At 44.2% G+C, this 14384-nt stretch carries 15 protein-coding genes; 7 read left to right on the plus strand and 8 right to left on the minus strand.

Annotation, left to right across the window (positions count from 1 at the left end):
* Nucleotides 1–15: 15 nt before the first annotated feature.
* Both GGE08_RS12175 and GGE08_RS12180 read left to right on the plus strand, forming a co-directional pair.
* Nucleotides 16–399 (plus strand): GxxExxY protein, encoded by a 384-nt coding sequence (locus GGE08_RS12175; RefSeq protein ID WP_179385162.1) that lies wholly within the window; start codon nt 16–18, stop codon nt 397–399.
* A gap of 18 nt (nt 400–417) precedes the next feature.
* The gene (locus GGE08_RS12180) at nt 418–1182 is read left to right on the plus strand and encodes a class I SAM-dependent methyltransferase (protein ID WP_179385163.1); all 765 of its coding nucleotides are present in this window, start codon (nt 418–420) and stop codon (nt 1180–1182) included.
* On the opposite strand, the gene GGE08_RS12185 is transcribed toward GGE08_RS12180, so the two are convergent.
* The 8 genes from GGE08_RS12185 to GGE08_RS12220 all read right to left on the minus strand — a co-directional run bounded on the left by GGE08_RS12185 (nt 1183) and on the right by GGE08_RS12220 (nt 8712).
* Entirely contained in the window at nt 1183–2190 is a 1008-nt protein-coding gene (locus GGE08_RS12185; protein ID WP_179385164.1) for an FAD:protein FMN transferase, read from the minus strand.
* Nucleotides 2191–2550: a Na(+)-translocating NADH-quinone reductase subunit F gene (locus tag GGE08_RS12190; RefSeq protein WP_179385165.1), complete on the minus strand. Its 360-nt coding sequence runs from the start codon at nt 2548–2550 to the stop codon at nt 2191–2193.
* Between the two features lie 87 nt (nt 2551–2637).
* Complete coding sequence (nqrF, locus tag GGE08_RS12195; RefSeq protein WP_179385166.1) at nt 2638–3948, minus strand: NADH:ubiquinone reductase (Na(+)-transporting) subunit F; 1311 nt, start codon at nt 3946–3948, stop codon at nt 2638–2640.
* A gap of 3 nt (nt 3949–3951) precedes the next feature.
* Nucleotides 3952–4692 carry an NADH:ubiquinone reductase (Na(+)-transporting) subunit E gene (gene nqrE, locus GGE08_RS12200; RefSeq protein ID WP_179385167.1) on the minus strand — a complete coding sequence of 247 codons (741 nt, stop codon included), beginning with the start codon at nt 4690–4692 and terminating at the stop codon, nt 3952–3954.
* Nucleotides 4693–4703: 11 nt separating this feature from the next.
* On the minus strand, nt 4704–5351 hold the full coding sequence (locus tag GGE08_RS12205; RefSeq protein WP_179385168.1) for an NADH:ubiquinone reductase (Na(+)-transporting) subunit D: 648 nt from the start codon (nt 5349–5351) through the stop codon (nt 4704–4706).
* Nucleotide 5352: 1 nt separating this feature from the next.
* Complete coding sequence (locus GGE08_RS12210) at nt 5353–6102, minus strand: Na(+)-translocating NADH-quinone reductase subunit C (RefSeq protein WP_179385169.1); 750 nt, start codon at nt 6100–6102, stop codon at nt 5353–5355.
* A 2-nt stretch (nt 6103–6104) separates the two neighbouring features.
* Complete coding sequence (locus GGE08_RS12215; protein ID WP_179385170.1) at nt 6105–7355, minus strand: NADH:ubiquinone reductase (Na(+)-transporting) subunit B; 1251 nt, start codon at nt 7353–7355, stop codon at nt 6105–6107.
* A gap of 1 nt (nt 7356) precedes the next feature.
* Complete coding sequence (locus tag GGE08_RS12220; RefSeq protein ID WP_179385171.1) at nt 7357–8712, minus strand: Na(+)-translocating NADH-quinone reductase subunit A; 1356 nt, start codon at nt 8710–8712, stop codon at nt 7357–7359.
* Nucleotides 8713–8863: 151 nt separating this feature from the next.
* On the opposite strand from GGE08_RS12220, the gene GGE08_RS12225 reads away from it, so the two are divergent.
* The 5 genes from GGE08_RS12225 to GGE08_RS12245 all read left to right on the plus strand — a co-directional run bounded on the left by GGE08_RS12225 (nt 8864) and on the right by GGE08_RS12245 (nt 14321).
* Nucleotides 8864–10108, plus strand: a complete 1245-nt coding sequence (locus tag GGE08_RS12225; protein ID WP_179385172.1) for a type IX secretion system plug protein domain-containing protein — start codon at nt 8864–8866, stop codon at nt 10106–10108.
* 30 nt (nt 10109–10138) lie between these two features.
* Entirely contained in the window at nt 10139–11392 is a 1254-nt protein-coding gene (locus GGE08_RS12230) for a DUF3667 domain-containing protein (RefSeq protein WP_179385173.1), read from the plus strand.
* A 1-nt stretch (nt 11393) separates the two neighbouring features.
* Complete coding sequence (apaG, locus tag GGE08_RS12235) at nt 11394–11780, plus strand: Co2+/Mg2+ efflux protein ApaG (protein WP_179385174.1); 387 nt, start codon at nt 11394–11396, stop codon at nt 11778–11780.
* A gap of 73 nt (nt 11781–11853) precedes the next feature.
* Nucleotides 11854–13482, plus strand: a complete 1629-nt coding sequence (pruA, locus tag GGE08_RS12240; RefSeq protein ID WP_179385175.1) for an L-glutamate gamma-semialdehyde dehydrogenase — start codon at nt 11854–11856, stop codon at nt 13480–13482.
* Between the two features lie 74 nt (nt 13483–13556).
* The gene (locus GGE08_RS12245; RefSeq protein ID WP_179385176.1) at nt 13557–14321 is read left to right on the plus strand and encodes a creatininase family protein; all 765 of its coding nucleotides are present in this window, start codon (nt 13557–13559) and stop codon (nt 14319–14321) included.
* Nucleotides 14322–14384 lie beyond the last annotated feature (63 nt).

A 14384-nucleotide genomic window follows, 5' to 3' on the forward strand; every position in this document is an offset into this window, starting at 1 on the left:
CAATTTCTCAAATAAATGTCCCAAATCATTTATAAAAACGAATCCTACTTTTTGATTGGTTTGTGCATGGATGTTCACAGTGAGCTTGGCAAAGGATTCAGTGAAGCAGTTTATAGCGATGCCCTTGAAATTGAATTAAAGTCCAATGGCGTTCCATTCCAAAAAGAAGTAAAGTTTGACATCATCTACAAAGGTGAAAAGCTGATGCATCACTATTATGCAGATTATTTGGTAGACGGGAAAATCATCTTAGAGCTTAAGGCCGTCGAAAAAATCACCAGTGGACATATCAAACAAACATTGAATTACTTGGCAGCATCAAAAATGAAACTAGGATTAATTGTAAACTTTGGTGAAGATAGTTTAGCCTATAAAAGAGTAATATTACAATCCAATTAGAGGAAATTCGTGTAATTCGTGTCAAAACTGTTTAAATATTTTCTGAATCTAATCCCTCGTCCTTTACTCATCCGATTGAGCTATTGGGTGCGTCCGTTGATTGCCTTTTCCCTAAAGGGAAAAACATATACCGACCCCATCGATGGAAAAAGTTTCAGGAAGTTTTTGCCTTACGGATACGAAAATCCTCGTGAAAACGTCCTCTCCCCCTCTACGCTATCCCTGGAAAGGCATCGACTCTTGTGGCTCTATCTCAAAAATAAGACAGACTTCTTTACCAGGCCCATAAAACTGTTGCACTTTGCACCCGAGCAGGCCTTTTATCAGCGCTTTAAAAAGTTGGACCATATTACCTACACTACTACTGATCTGAATTCGCCATTGGCCGATGTAAAAGCGGATATTTGCCACTTACCTTTTGATGACGACACTTTTGATGTCATCTTGTGCAACCATGTGCTGGAGCATATCCCCGATGACACCAAAGCCATGCAGGAGCTTTACCGTGTGATGAAACCGGGAGGTTGGGGCATATTTCAAATTCCGCAGGACCTAAAAAGGGAGCAAACCTTTGAGGACAATACCATTACCGACCGAAAGGAGCGGGCACGGATTTTCGGTCAGTACGACCATGTACGCATTTACGGAAGGGATTATTTTGATAAGCTTCGTAGTGTAGGCTTCAAGGTTGAAGAAGTGGATTACACCAATACACTTCCAAAGGAAGATGTAGAAAAGTACCGTTTGGCCAAGGGGGAAATCATCCCGCTGGTAAAAAAGTGATTATTTCTTGACCAAGGTTTCAAAGCCAGGGGTAAAAAACTCTTGTGTTGCCCCATTTTTGTCCAAATAGATGATATAGGCTTCAAGTTCATCATGATTCTGAAGTACATCCTTTGAGTCTTCCAGATCCAACGCCATAAAAGTGGTGGCATAAGCATCGGCCACGGCACAGGTCTTAGCAACAACGCTGGTGGCCAATACATTGGAATTTTTGGTATATCCCGATTTCGGGTCGATGGTATGCACAAACTTCTCGCCCGTTTCTGGGTCTACCCTAAATTTTCGATAGTTTCCAGATGATGCCATGGCCACATCCTCCAAGGAAACGATTTGCTTCAGTTGACGTCCTGTTTCCACTTGGGGGTCATCAATACCTACGGTCCATTGCTTTCCGGACACCAAATTAGTTCCCTTGGCCAAGACTTCGCCGCCAACTTCAACAAGATAATTCTTAATACCTTTTTGGTCGAGCATAGCTCCCAATCTATCAATGGCATAACCTTTGGCCACAGCATTGAAATCGAAACGAATGGATGGATGTTCCTTAGTTATGGTATTATCTGTATTCAGTTTCACTTTTTCCCATCCTACATATTGCAACAAGCTGTCCACACGAAGGCTATCGAGCTCTATCTGCTCCCCTGGTCCAAAGCCCCATGCGTTTGCCAAAACACCGATGGTAGGGTCAAAATAACCGTTTGAAGCCTTATGGACCTCGCTAGATACCTCAAAAACCTCCCTAAACATATCATCTACCTGAATGGTGGAGTCCCCAGCATTGATTTTTGAAATATCAGAATCAGGAATATAGGTGGACATAGACTGGTTAAGCACCTGAAACACCGAATCAATTTCTTGTTGGTAGTCCAACTCCCCATCCGCAATATAGATGATGGAGTAGGTGGTTCCCAAGGCATTGCCCCAGGATTGGTTTTTGATGTGCTCTTTGGGTGTACAACTTGCCAAAAAAAGCACCATCAAGATTAAAGTAATCGGTTTGTTCTTCATCTATATTTCAATTAATCCTTGATAATCCACTACATATTCCTCGTTCAGATACAACGGCTCGGTCCTATCCGCCGCATTGGAAAGCCCCACGCCCGCAAAGTAGGTTCTTGCCTCGAACTTTTCTGCATGGTTCTTGACTTTCTGCATCAATTCCTTATCATATTCCCTGGGATTGAATGGAAATTCCACATTACGCACGACAATGAAGTGTAGTATCTTTTCTTTAAGACACACATATTGAGGATTTTTTTTGAGTTTACTGTTGATGGCCATAAACTCAAATCCATCCGCTTCCATCTCTCGGCCCACAATGTTCATGGCCAAGTTATGAAGTTCCTGTTCTGTTAATTCTCTTCCCATACCTAACAAAAAAACCGATGCTGGGAGCATCGGTTTGGTTTTATATTCCCTCTCGACAATGCTCGAGGTGCTATATCATCTTGATTTCTATCCACCAAAGTCATCAAATCTGATATTCTCATCTGGAATACCAAAGTCCTCGCCCATTTTTTGAACGGCTTTGTTCATCAATGGAGGTCCACAGAAATACAATTCGATGTCTTCAGGGGTTTCGTGATGGTTCAGGTAGTTATCGATAACGCAGTTGTGGATAAATCCAACAAATCCGTCGCCTTCCTCATCATTGATATCTTTCTTCACCTTCCAGTTATCCTCTTCCAATGGCTCAGAAAGTGCCATATAGAATTTAAAGTTGGGGAATTCCTTCTCCAATTGCTTAAAGTGGTCGATGTAGAACAGCTCTCTCTTGGAACGTCCTCCGTACCAATAGGTCACTTTTCTATCCGTTTTCAACGTCTTGAACAAATGGTACAAGTGGGAACGCATCGGGGCCATACCGGCACCACCACCTACGTATAGCATCTCTGCTTCGGATTCGTTGATAAAGAATTCACCGAACGGACCGGAAATGGTTACAGGATCGCCTTCTTTCAAACTAAATATGTAAGAGGAAGCAATACCTGGGTTTACGTCCATCCATCCGTTTTTGTTACGATCCCATGGTGGGGTCGCAATACGGACATTCAACATAATTTCTCTTCCTTCCGCAGGGTAAGAAGCCATAGAATAGGCTCTCTCAACCGTCTCGGGGTTCTTCATGACCAATGGCCACAAATTGAATTTATCCCATTCCGCTTGGAACTTATCTGGAGTTTCATGCTCCTCAGGGTGGGCGGTGATATCGATATCCGAATATTTTACCTCACATGGGGGTATTTCAATTTGGATATATCCACCAGCCTTGTAGTTCATATCCTCTGGAATTTCCACTACAAATTCTTTAATAAAAGAGGCTACGTTATAATTACGCACTACTTTGGCATCCCATTTTTTGATACCGAACACCTCTTCTGGAATCGTAATTTCCATATCCTGCTTTACTTTGACCTGACAGGCCAAACGCGCTCCTTCTTGCAATTCCTTTTTGGAGAAATGAGGAGTCTCCGTAGGAAGCGCCTCTCCTCCACCGGAGAGCACATGGCACTCGCACTGGATACAAGTTCCACCACCACCACAGGCGGATGGCAAGAATATTTTTTGATTACCCAAAGTGGACAACAACGATCCACCAGAACCCACTTCCAACTCTTTTTCGCCATTAATGGTAATGGTTACGGGGCCAGATGGTGATAATTTTTCCTTAGTGAACAGCAACAATGCCACCAACACTAACAACAAAACAAGAAATGCAACTACTGTTATTAAGATAGTACCTCCGGTACTTGCGGCTAATATCATCTTTTATTTGTTTAAGGCTTCGTTATAAGAGATTGCTTTTTCGTCTTCCTCAATCTCCTTTTTAATTTCTTTTTCCTTTTGGGTCTCCGCAGTGGTGCTTTGGGTCTCCTCTGGTGGTTCGTTATCCCCGGTAAGCATACCACCGAAGCTTTGGAACCCGATTCCCATCAAACCTGTTATGATAAAGGTAATGCCCAATCCGCGCAAGGGTGCGGGCACATTGGAGTAACGAATCTTTTCACGGATGGCGGCAATGGCCAAAATAGCCAAGAACCAACCAATACCGGAGCTGATTCCGTAGTTCAATGCCAAACCGATGTTAGGGATATCCCTGGTCTGCATGAACAAAGACCCCCCAAGAATGGCACAGTTTACCGCAATCAATGGCAAAAAGATACCCAAGGAGTTGTACAAGGATGGAGAAAATTTCTCCACTACAATTTCTACCAGCTGAACCATCGTCGCGATAGTTGCAATAAAAAGAATGAAGGACAAAAAGCTTAGGTCATAATCGGCATATTCAGGACCCAACCATACCAAAGCTCCATCTTGAAGCAAATATTTGTCCAACAACCAGTTCAATGGTACGGTAACACCCAATACGAATATTACGGCTGCCCCCAAACCTACAGCTGTGGTCACTTTTTTGGATACGGCCAAATAGGAACACATGCCCAAAAAGACCGCAAACACCATATTGTCTACGAAGATTGATCTAAAAAATAATTCTAAATGCTCTAACATGCTTCCTCAGTTTATGCTTCTTCAATTAATGCCCTGTTTCTGGAGCGTTGCACCCATATAATGATTCCTACGACAATCAGCGCTGCAGGCGGTATGATCATAAAACCGTTGTTCTCGTATCCGATGGAGTACAATCCGGTTTTGGCGATGGGGTCTCCAAGCACTTTGATTCCGAACAATGTCCCAGAACCTAAAAGTTCCCTAAAGAAACCAACAATTACAAGGATCACACCATATCCCAACGCGTTTCCGATCCCATCAAGAAAGGCTCTTCTTGGGCCATTTCCGAGTGCGAATGCCTCAAAACGTCCCATGATGATACAGTTGGTAATGATAAGTCCAATAAAAACGGACAAGGTTTTACTAAGGTCATAGGCAAATGCCTTCAACACTTGATCCACAATAATTACCAAAGCGGCAACAACCACCAACTGGACAATAATCCTGATTTTGGAAGGGATAATATTCCTGATCAATGATATGACCACGTTACCTACTCCCATTACAAACAATACGGATATCGCCATCACTACCGAAGCTTTCAATTCTGCGGTAATCGCCAAGGCAGAACAGATACCCAATACCTGAATGGTAATGGGGTTGTTATCGGCCAACGGGTCTTTTATAAGATTTGCATCTTTTTTTGATAGTAGCGCCATATTAATTGGATCTAATAGTTTGTAAATAAGGTTTGTAAAGCTTCAAGCTCTCTTTTATCATGGCGCTTACCCCGTTTCCGGTAATGGTAGCACCTGCCAAGGCATCCACTTCATTGTCTTCTTTATTTTCGTTTAGGGGATCGTTGTTTCCTTTGGCTACCTGAACACCTTCGTATGTATCCCCGTCCATTACGGATTCTCCTTTAAAGTCATCCATAAAGAAACGTTGGTTAATGTTGGAACCGAGTCCGGGCGTTTCTCCTTTGTGATCAAAAAAGACCCCTTTGATTTCCATATTCTCTCCAACGGACATATATCCCCAAATAGCATCCCAAAGTCCTTTACCGTACATAGGGATGATATAATATTTCTCACCGTCCTTTTCTCCGACCAAGAGCGGAAGTTCTGCGTTTCCACCGCTTTTGGCTTCAGCAAGTGCCTTCTCTACGTTGATCAAATAGGCGTTGTCCCTTTCAACCACTTGGGAACCGTCCCATACCAATTGTTGGGTGATGTATTTTGAAAATGCGCCCTCTACCTCGGAAGTAGGCACAAAAGAAACATCTCCATCGCCTTCATTCTCATTGACACCCATGGCATAAAGGATGTTCTGTTGCTTTTCAAAGCGCACGTTCTCATCTATCATTGGCTTAAGGCCGGACGCAACAAAAGCAAGGAGCGATCCGACAACAACAACCATTAGCACTGCAAAAATTACAGTGTAGCCATTCTTTTCTGTATTGACTGCCATAATTACGCTGTTTCCGTTTTTAGTGAATCAACCTCATCCGAAGCTTTGGGATAGATGGTTGCAGTTTTCAATCTCTTCAATCTCTTTTTGATATTGCCCTTCACCACGTAGTGGTCGATGGTAGGTGCAAATACGTTCATCAATAGGATGGCCAAGAATACGCCTTCTGGATATCCTGGGTTGAACACCCTAATCATGACGGACAGGAATCCGATGAAGAATCCGTAGTACCATTTTCCTTTATTGGTCTGTGAACCCGTTACCGGGTCGGTTGCCATGAAAACGATACCGAAAGCCAAACCTCCTACGATCAAATGCTGCCAGAAGGGGAAGCTCATCAAAGTGTAGAATTTACTGTATTCGGGAAGCCATCCAGCGTCCACGATACCATTAAAGATAAGTCCCATGGCCAAGGCACCGATTACGGCACTCACCATGATGCGCCATGAGGCTATTTTGGAAAAAATCAAGAAGAGTCCTCCCAAAAGAATCAACAAGGTGGATGTTTCACCCACTGAACCTGGGATAAATCCGTAGAACATATCTGCCAAGGAATAGGAATAGTCCGAACCTTGGGCCAATGACCCAAGAATGGTCTCTCCGGAAATGGCATCGGCAGTACCTGCTCTTTCCACCGCTTCGTGTACCCAAACTTTGTCACCACTCATCCAAGTTGGATAGGCGAAGAACAAAAAGGCTCTAATCGTCAATGCGGGATTTAAAATATTCATTCCGGTACCTCCGAACACTTCCTTACCGATAACAACGCCAAATACAACGGCGATGGCCAACATCCAAAGTGGAGTATCAACCGGCACGATCAAAGGAACCAACATACCCGTTACCAAGTATCCTTCCTCTACCTCGTGTCCCTTGATTACGGCAAACAAGAATTCGATGGCCAAACCGACACCGTAGGAAACAATGACCAACGGCAATACGGTGGTTACTCCAACCCAGAAATTGTCCCAAGTCAAGAAATGCTCGAAAAGGGAGAAATTCTCAGGAAAACCGTTGATTGCCGAATAATGTTGATATCCTGCGTTAAACATTCCGAACAACAAACAGGGCACCAACGACAAAATAACGGTGTTCATGGTGCGTTTCAAATCGTCAGCAGCACGAACGTGAGCTCCCGAATGGGTCGTTTCATTGGGAGTATAAAGAAAAGTATGCAGTGCGTTAAAGGCCGGGGCCATTTTTTTGCCCTGATACTTAAGTTTTAACTGGTGTAATTTTTCTTTCAAAGCCATATTATCCTAATTCTTTTTGTAACAAATCCAATCCTTCCCTGATTATTTGTTGGTGCGGTTGTTTTGAAATACAGATGAATTCCGTCAAAGAGAAATCCTCAGGGGCCACTTCATAAAGGCCCAATTGTTCCATTTCGTCCAAATCCTTTACCATGCAGGCCTTTAACAATTGAAGCGGGTAGATATCCATTGGAAAAACCTCCTCATACCTTCCCGTTACCACGAAAGCCCTGTGCTCGCCATTGGTATTGGTATCTAAATCGTATTTCTTTTTGGGCTGCAACCAAGAAAAGGTCAATGCCCTTGTGGACGATATTTTATCGAAAACCGGCTTGTTCCATCCAAAAAACTCATAATCGTCGCCTTCTGGAATGGCCGTAACCGTATTATTGTAGAAGCCCAAATATCCTTCTGTATTGGTTTTGGTGCCTGTCAGCACATCGCCATTGATCAACCTGAACCTATCTTCCGTTACACCACTGGCATATAAAAAGGTAGAGATTTCAGCACCAATCTTAGTCCTGTAGTATTTCGGTGCTTTGATCACTGAACCAACCAACGCAACTATTCGCTCAGCATTGAATTTACCGGTCAGCAAAAGCTCACCCAACATCACAACGTCCTGCGGCGAAAGGGTCCAAACCACCTCACCCTTGTTGACGGGGTCTATTTTATTGATCTGTGTGCCTACCAATCCTGCTGGATGTGGACCTGTGATTCTATGAAGCTCAACTCCTTTTAAATCAACAAAAGGTGACCTTGCATTGCCCTTCCCAACTGTAACATGGATTTTTCCAGGGGTCATTTTGCTCAATCCCATTATTGCAGCTTGGATTTCCTGCTCCTTGCCCCTTAAGGCAAAATCCGGGTCGGCCTCCAAAGGAGCCGTGGAATAGGCGGAAATAAAAATAGCTTTGGGAGTGGCACTGGGATCAGCGATTACATCGTAAGGTCTTTGCTTGATAAAAGGCCATCCACCACATTGCAAAAGGTAGGATTTAATGGCCTCACCGTCCGCCGTGTCCAAATCCGGCACCTTGTTGATCATGTACTGTTGTTCTTTGTCAGCAAGAATCTTTAGCGTTAAGATTCGCCTCCTAGCCCCCCTTACGATTTCCACAAGTTCTCCGCTGACAGGCGAAACGAAGTGCATGTCTTCGTTGTTCTTGTTATAAAAGATTGGCTCGCCAGCTTTTATCTCTTCACCTTCCTTAATCAACATTTTTGGAGTGATTCCGTGGAAATCATCTAAGTTCAGGGCATATACGTTACTCGCAACGGCATTGGCTATAGTCTGCTCTGCTGCCCCGACGAGGTTGATGTTCAACCCCTTTTTAATCCGGATGTCTTTAGACATATTATTGTAGACCTTAGGTTATCAAAATCGAACGCAAAAATAGCACTAAAAGGATTGTTTTCATAATAATTAACTATAAAATTGGGATTATAACGAGCTTACTTCATCGAGCACAGTTTTTGTTTAACTTTACCACAAAATAGTGTCCCAGATGCGTTTAACCTACATTGTAGTTCTTTTTGGTTTGATGGCCCGGCCAACTTTTAGTCAAGTGATGGAGGAGGTGGAGCCACCGGAGAATATCAAATCGATTGTTTTCAAGGGGCCGACGGAAGATCAATTTCCCGTCATCCAACTGGGCGAGCCCATCACCTTGGAATTCGACGACCTGCTGGCCAATGAACAGGACTACTATTACAAAATCTTTCATTGCGATTACGATTGGACACCTTCCCAATTGTTAAAATCCCAATATCTGGACGGAGCGGACAACCAGCGTATTATCGACTACGAAAACAGCTATACCACACTACAGCCCTATTCCAACTATCGACTCACCATTCCCAATCAAAACGTGAGGTTGAGGGTTAGCGGCAACTACGTACTGGAAGTATACAACAGTTATGGCGACCTTCAGTTTTCCAGAAGGTTTGTGGTATACCGCAATGTGGTGAATGTGGCCGGTGTGGTAAAAAGGTCAAGGGACTTCAATTTCATCAACACCAAGCAAGTGGTGCAATTTACCATCAACACCGCTGGTTTCAATGTGGTCAATCCAAAGCGGGAAATCAAGGTGGCCATCATCCAGAACCACCAATGGCCCACGGCACTCTATAACATTCCACCCCAATTCACCATTGGTACCGAACTCGTGTATCGTTACAATGAGGAGACCAGTTTTTTTGGGGGCAACGAATACCTGAATTTTGACACAAAAGACCTCAGGTCGCCCACTTTTGCCATTTCCAAGATTGAAATGAGGGAGGTGTACCACCACTACCTGTTCACGAATCAATATCGTTTCGACCAGGAATACACCTACTTTCCTGATATCAATGGGGATTTTGTGGTCAGGACAATGCAAGGAGAGGATGTTTCCCGCGAAGCGGAATATTCCAAAGTGCACTTTAGTCTACCCTACAGTAACCTGATTGGATTGGATGATGTGTACGTCATCGGAAAGTTCAACAACTACGCACTTTCGGAGGAGAACAAAATGACCTTTAATGAAGAAAGCGGGAAATTTGAAGTGACCCTGCCCATTAAACAAGGGTTTTATAATTATAAATATGTAGTGCAGCGCGAAGACGGCACCTTAGAACCCAATTTGGTCAGCGGCAATTTCCATTTTACCGAAAACAACTATCTCATCTTGGTGTACTACCGTGATTTTGGTGAAATGTACGATAGTATAATAGGTATAGGCTCCGTAAACTCTCAAAATATTAGCAATTAATTATCTTTACCCTATCCTTATATAAATTATATGGCCAAAAAGGGTGGGTTGATTACCAAAGGACGGTACGAACTAAAGTTCCGTGGCGTGGAGTGCTTAAATTGCGGCCACCCATTGGACATTAGTGACAGGTACTGCCCCAATTGCTCCCAGGCCAACAGCACCAAAAAATTAACGCTTAAGGATTTCTTGGACGAGTTCTTCTCCGGGCTGATCAACTACGACTCCAAACTGCTAAAAACCCTTTCCGCACTTTTACTAAGGCCAGGTAGCATCACTAAGGATTATGTAAATGGCAAACGAATCACCTACACCAATCCTTTCCGCTTTTTGTTGAGCTTGGCCTTTCTCTACTTTTTGATGTTTACTTACAACAATAATTTTACAGGTTTGGACAAGGCCGCACGGGAATTCGACGGGAATATTTATGGCGGCTCCCCGATCAGTTTTGATGTGGACTCTGGCAATTTTGAAGTGGACAGCACGGCGCTCGAAGAACAGTCCGATAAGACCAAAAACATGTTGGACTCCTTAAAGAAAACAAATCCCGGTGTTTTGCTGGGCATGAACAAGTTGGACTCCATTAAGGAAGCCGACCCAAAATTGTCCGAACAGCTCCAATACATGGACTCCATCGGGGTGTTTGTGCAAAGTGCCCAACGTAAAGAAAGACAAAAGGATTCCTTGATGAAGGCCGACCCTTCGGCCTATTTTAAAAGTCTGGGGAATGGGTCCGGGCTGGAAAACTTTTCCAAAAAAGCTAAATTTTTTGGGTATTTCATCAAACAGGACACGCTATATAGTTTTGATGAGGCACGGGAAAAATATGGCGTGGAAGAAACCCTGACCAACAAAATGGCCTTTAATAGCGCAAACAGTATTTTAAGGGCTATAAGAGAACCTAGCAACTGGATCAACAGCACCATTTCCAAACTTCCTTTTATCATATTTTTCTTTATCCCCGTGTTCACCGTCTTCATTTGGTTGGTGTACATCAGAAATAATAATACCTACACCGATCATCTTATTTTTAGTTTTCACAATCAGTCCCTCTTATTTATCTTGCTCATCCTTAGCCTAACATTGGATACCATTTTCAACTGGAACAGCTCGGGAATCTTTCTGTTGATTTTTGGCATTTACCTGTACAAGGCCATGCGAAAATTCTATGGACAGGGAAGGTTTAAAACAATTGTAAAGTATATTTTTCTGAACACGGTATTTATGATTTTAGCATTTTTCACTATCATACTTACGTTTGCAGGAAGTGGTTTAACTTATTAATATGTTTACACAGGTCACTAAAGGAATCAAAGTTTCGGTCCGCACCACTTTTGAGGGCACCTTCTTCAAAAATTACAAGGTGCACTATGCGTTTGGCTACACCATCTGCATTGAAAATCTCAGCAAGGATACCGTACAGCTCACCGCAAGGCATTGGGATGTGTTCGACGCCCTTAAGGAAATGGAGACCATTGACGGCGAAGGTGTTATCGGCCGAAAACCGGTGATAAAGCCAGGTGGTTCCCATACGTACAGTTCAGGTTGCCTCTTGGCGTCGCCCGTAGGAGCCATGCGTGGTCACTACCACATGGTCAACTTTACCAACGCCAAGGAGTTTGAAGTGGACATTCCCACTTTCAAGTTTGCGGCGCCATTCGCGATAAACTAGTACGGGTCATTTTATATTCCCTACAGGTTTCACTACCTTTGATAGAATTGTAAAACACTAAAAAGACATTTCTATGGGAAAAGGATTTTTTCAAGTTCCGACGGCTTACAACGAACCTGTATTGAGCTATGCTCCAGGTTCTCCCGAACGAGAAGAAGTACTGAATCAATATAAGGCATTCTACAACCAAAAAGTGGACATTCCACTTTATATCGGTAGCGAAGAGATAAAGACGGGCAACACCAAGCCACTCTCTCCTCCCCACGACCATAAGCACATAGTGGGGCATTACCACTTGGCGGAAAAAAGTCATGTGGAGAAGGCTATTTCCAACTGTTTGGAAGCAAGAAAGCAGTGGGCCGACCTTACTTGGGAACAGCGCGCCGCCGTTTTTCTGAAGGCTGCCGAGCTGATTGCAGGGCCCTACCGCCAAAAAATGAACGCCGCCACCATGCTGGGGCAATCCAAAAATATTTACCAGGCTGAAATCGACTCCGCTTGCGAAATTGTGGACTTTTTGCGTTTCAACGTAGAGTACATGTCACAGATTTACGGGGAGCAACCCGAATCGTCCGAAGGCGTTTGGAACCGCGTAGAGTATCGTCCGCTGGAAGGATTTGTTTACGCCATCACCCCGTTCAACTTTACCGCCATCGCCGGAAACCTTCCCGCAAGCGCGGCCATGATGGGCAACGTAGTAGTTTGGAAACCAAGTGATAGCCAAATCTATTCCGCCAAAATCATTGTGGATGTGTTCAAGGAAGCTGGACTGCCCGACGGGGTCATCAACGTGGTGTACGGAGACCCGGTCATGATTTCCGATACCGTACTTGCCAGCCCAGATTTTTCTGGGATTCACTTTACCGGCTCTACGGATGTTTTTAAATCGCTTTGGAAACAAATAGGAAACAACATCCACAACTATAAAACCTACCCAAGAATTGTTGGCGAAACTGGAGGGAAGGATTTCATCATTGCCCACCCAACGGCAAAACCACAACAAGTGGCCACCGCCATTACCCGAGGGGCATTTGAGTTCCAAGGACAAAAATGTAGTGCGGCATCAAGGGTGTATCTGCCCAAGTCCACAGCCAATGAAATCTTGGAATTGGTCAAAAAGGATATTGCTTCGTTCAACAAACCAGGGTCGCCCGAGGACATGAGCAATTTTATTACCGCCGTGATCCATGAAGGCGCTTTCGATAAATTGGCGAAGTACATCGACAAGGCAAAAGCAGATAAAGATGCCGAGATTATTGCCGGAGGAAATTACGACAAATCCGTAGGTTACTTTATTGAGCCGACCGTAATCCTGACCACCAATCCACACTACGAGACCATGTACACCGAGCTTTTTGGCCCTGTGGTCACCGTGTATGTGTATGAGGACAAAGACTGGAGCGAAACCTTGAAATTGGTGGACGGCACCTCTGAATATGGTTTGACGGGAGCTGTCCTATCAGGCGACCGCTACTCCATCGACGAAGCCACGAAAGCATTACAGAATGCAGCCGGCAACTTCTACATCAACGATAAACCTACAGGGGCCGTTGTGGGACAACAACCCTTCGGTGGAGCACGGGCTTCCGGAACCAATGATAAAGCCGGATCTATGCAGAACTTGCTCAGATGGGTTTCCCCTAGATTGATCAAGGAAACGTTTGTGACCCCTGAGGATTACCGCTATCCATTTTTGGGATAATCACAAAAACCACTATTTTCAAGGCCGTCATTCACCAATGGCGGCTTTTTTGTTCAACCTAATCCCGAGTATTCATGCCCAGACCCTATATTTTGGCCGAGACCAATTGGAAACACCTAAAAAACGAATCTTTCGATTTGGCCATACTGCCTTGGGGCGCTACCGAAGCCCATAATTACCACCTGCCATACGCCACCGATGTCATCGAAGGGACCTCTATTGCCGAGGAATCTGCGCGCATTGCCTGGGAGAAAGGTAGCAAGGTAGTAGTGCTGCCCACCATCCCTTTTGGAGTAAACACAGGGCAATCGGATATCTATTTGGACATGAACCTGAATCCCAGCACCCAATTTGCCATACTCAAGGACATCCTGACGGTATTGGACCGTCAAGGAGTGAAAAAGTTCATGATTTTGAACAGCCACGGTGGAAACAATTGGAAGGCCATCGTTCGGGAATTAGGGCTTCTTTTCCCCGAAATGTTCCTTTGCATCACCAACTGGTTTAAACTCGGCAGTGAATCCGGGGTGTTTGAACTACCGGGAGACCATGCCGATGAAATGGAGACCAGCTTGATTCTGCACTTGACCCCTGAACTGGTATTGCCCAGAGAAGATTGGGGAAGCGGCAAGGAATTCAAGAACAACATAAAAGCCTTTTCCGAAGGATGGGCCTGGACCGAACGCCCGTGGTCCAAAATAAGTGAAGACACCGGAGTCGGCGACCCAAGCAAGGCAACAGCTGAAAAAGGAGAAGTGTTCTTTAACATGGTCTGCGCCAAAATGGGACAACTTTTAGTGGATATCGCAGAAGCAGATATCAACACCTTGTACGATTAACGTACCTACCTGAATTACACGCAGTTGAGCATCAAAAACCACAAGAATGATGACTCTAATGTA

It is taken from the genome of Allomuricauda sp. ARW1Y1 (assembly GCF_013407935.1).
Classification (GTDB): Bacteria; Bacteroidota; Bacteroidia; order Flavobacteriales; family Flavobacteriaceae; genus Flagellimonas.

Excerpts from the sequence above, each read along its gene's own strand:
- nqrE (WP_179385167.1), bottom strand. The coding sequence starts at position 4,692 with ATGTTAGAGCATTTAGAATTATTTTTTAGATCAATCTTCGTAGACAAT.
- GGE08_RS12185 (WP_179385164.1), bottom strand. The coding sequence starts at position 2,190 with ATGAAGAACAAACCGATTACTTTAATCTTGATGGTGCTTTTTTTGGCA.
- GGE08_RS12205 (WP_179385168.1), bottom strand. The coding sequence starts at position 5,351 with ATGGCGCTACTATCAAAAAAAGATGCAAATCTTATAAAAGACCCGTTG.
- nqrF (WP_179385166.1), bottom strand. The coding sequence starts at position 3,948 with ATGATATTAGCCGCAAGTACCGGAGGTACTATCTTAATAACAGTAGTT.
- GGE08_RS12225 (WP_179385172.1), top strand. The coding sequence starts at position 8,864 with ATGCGTTTAACCTACATTGTAGTTCTTTTTGGTTTGATGGCCCGGCCA.
- GGE08_RS12210 (WP_179385169.1), bottom strand. The coding sequence starts at position 6,102 with ATGGCAGTCAATACAGAAAAGAATGGCTACACTGTAATTTTTGCAGTG.
- GGE08_RS12215 (WP_179385170.1), bottom strand. The coding sequence starts at position 7,355 with ATGGCTTTGAAAGAAAAATTACACCAGTTAAAACTTAAGTATCAGGGC.
- GGE08_RS12175 (WP_179385162.1), top strand. The coding sequence starts at position 16 with ATGTCCCAAATCATTTATAAAAACGAATCCTACTTTTTGATTGGTTTG.
- GGE08_RS12245 (WP_179385176.1), top strand. The coding sequence starts at position 13,557 with ATGCCCAGACCCTATATTTTGGCCGAGACCAATTGGAAACACCTAAAA.
- pruA (WP_179385175.1), top strand. The coding sequence starts at position 11,854 with ATGGGAAAAGGATTTTTTCAAGTTCCGACGGCTTACAACGAACCTGTA.
- GGE08_RS12230 (WP_179385173.1), top strand. The coding sequence starts at position 10,139 with ATGGCCAAAAAGGGTGGGTTGATTACCAAAGGACGGTACGAACTAAAG.
- GGE08_RS12190 (WP_179385165.1), bottom strand. The coding sequence starts at position 2,550 with ATGGGAAGAGAATTAACAGAACAGGAACTTCATAACTTGGCCATGAAC.
- apaG (WP_179385174.1), top strand. The coding sequence starts at position 11,394 with ATGTTTACACAGGTCACTAAAGGAATCAAAGTTTCGGTCCGCACCACT.
- GGE08_RS12220 (WP_179385171.1), bottom strand. The coding sequence starts at position 8,712 with ATGTCTAAAGACATCCGGATTAAAAAGGGGTTGAACATCAACCTCGTC.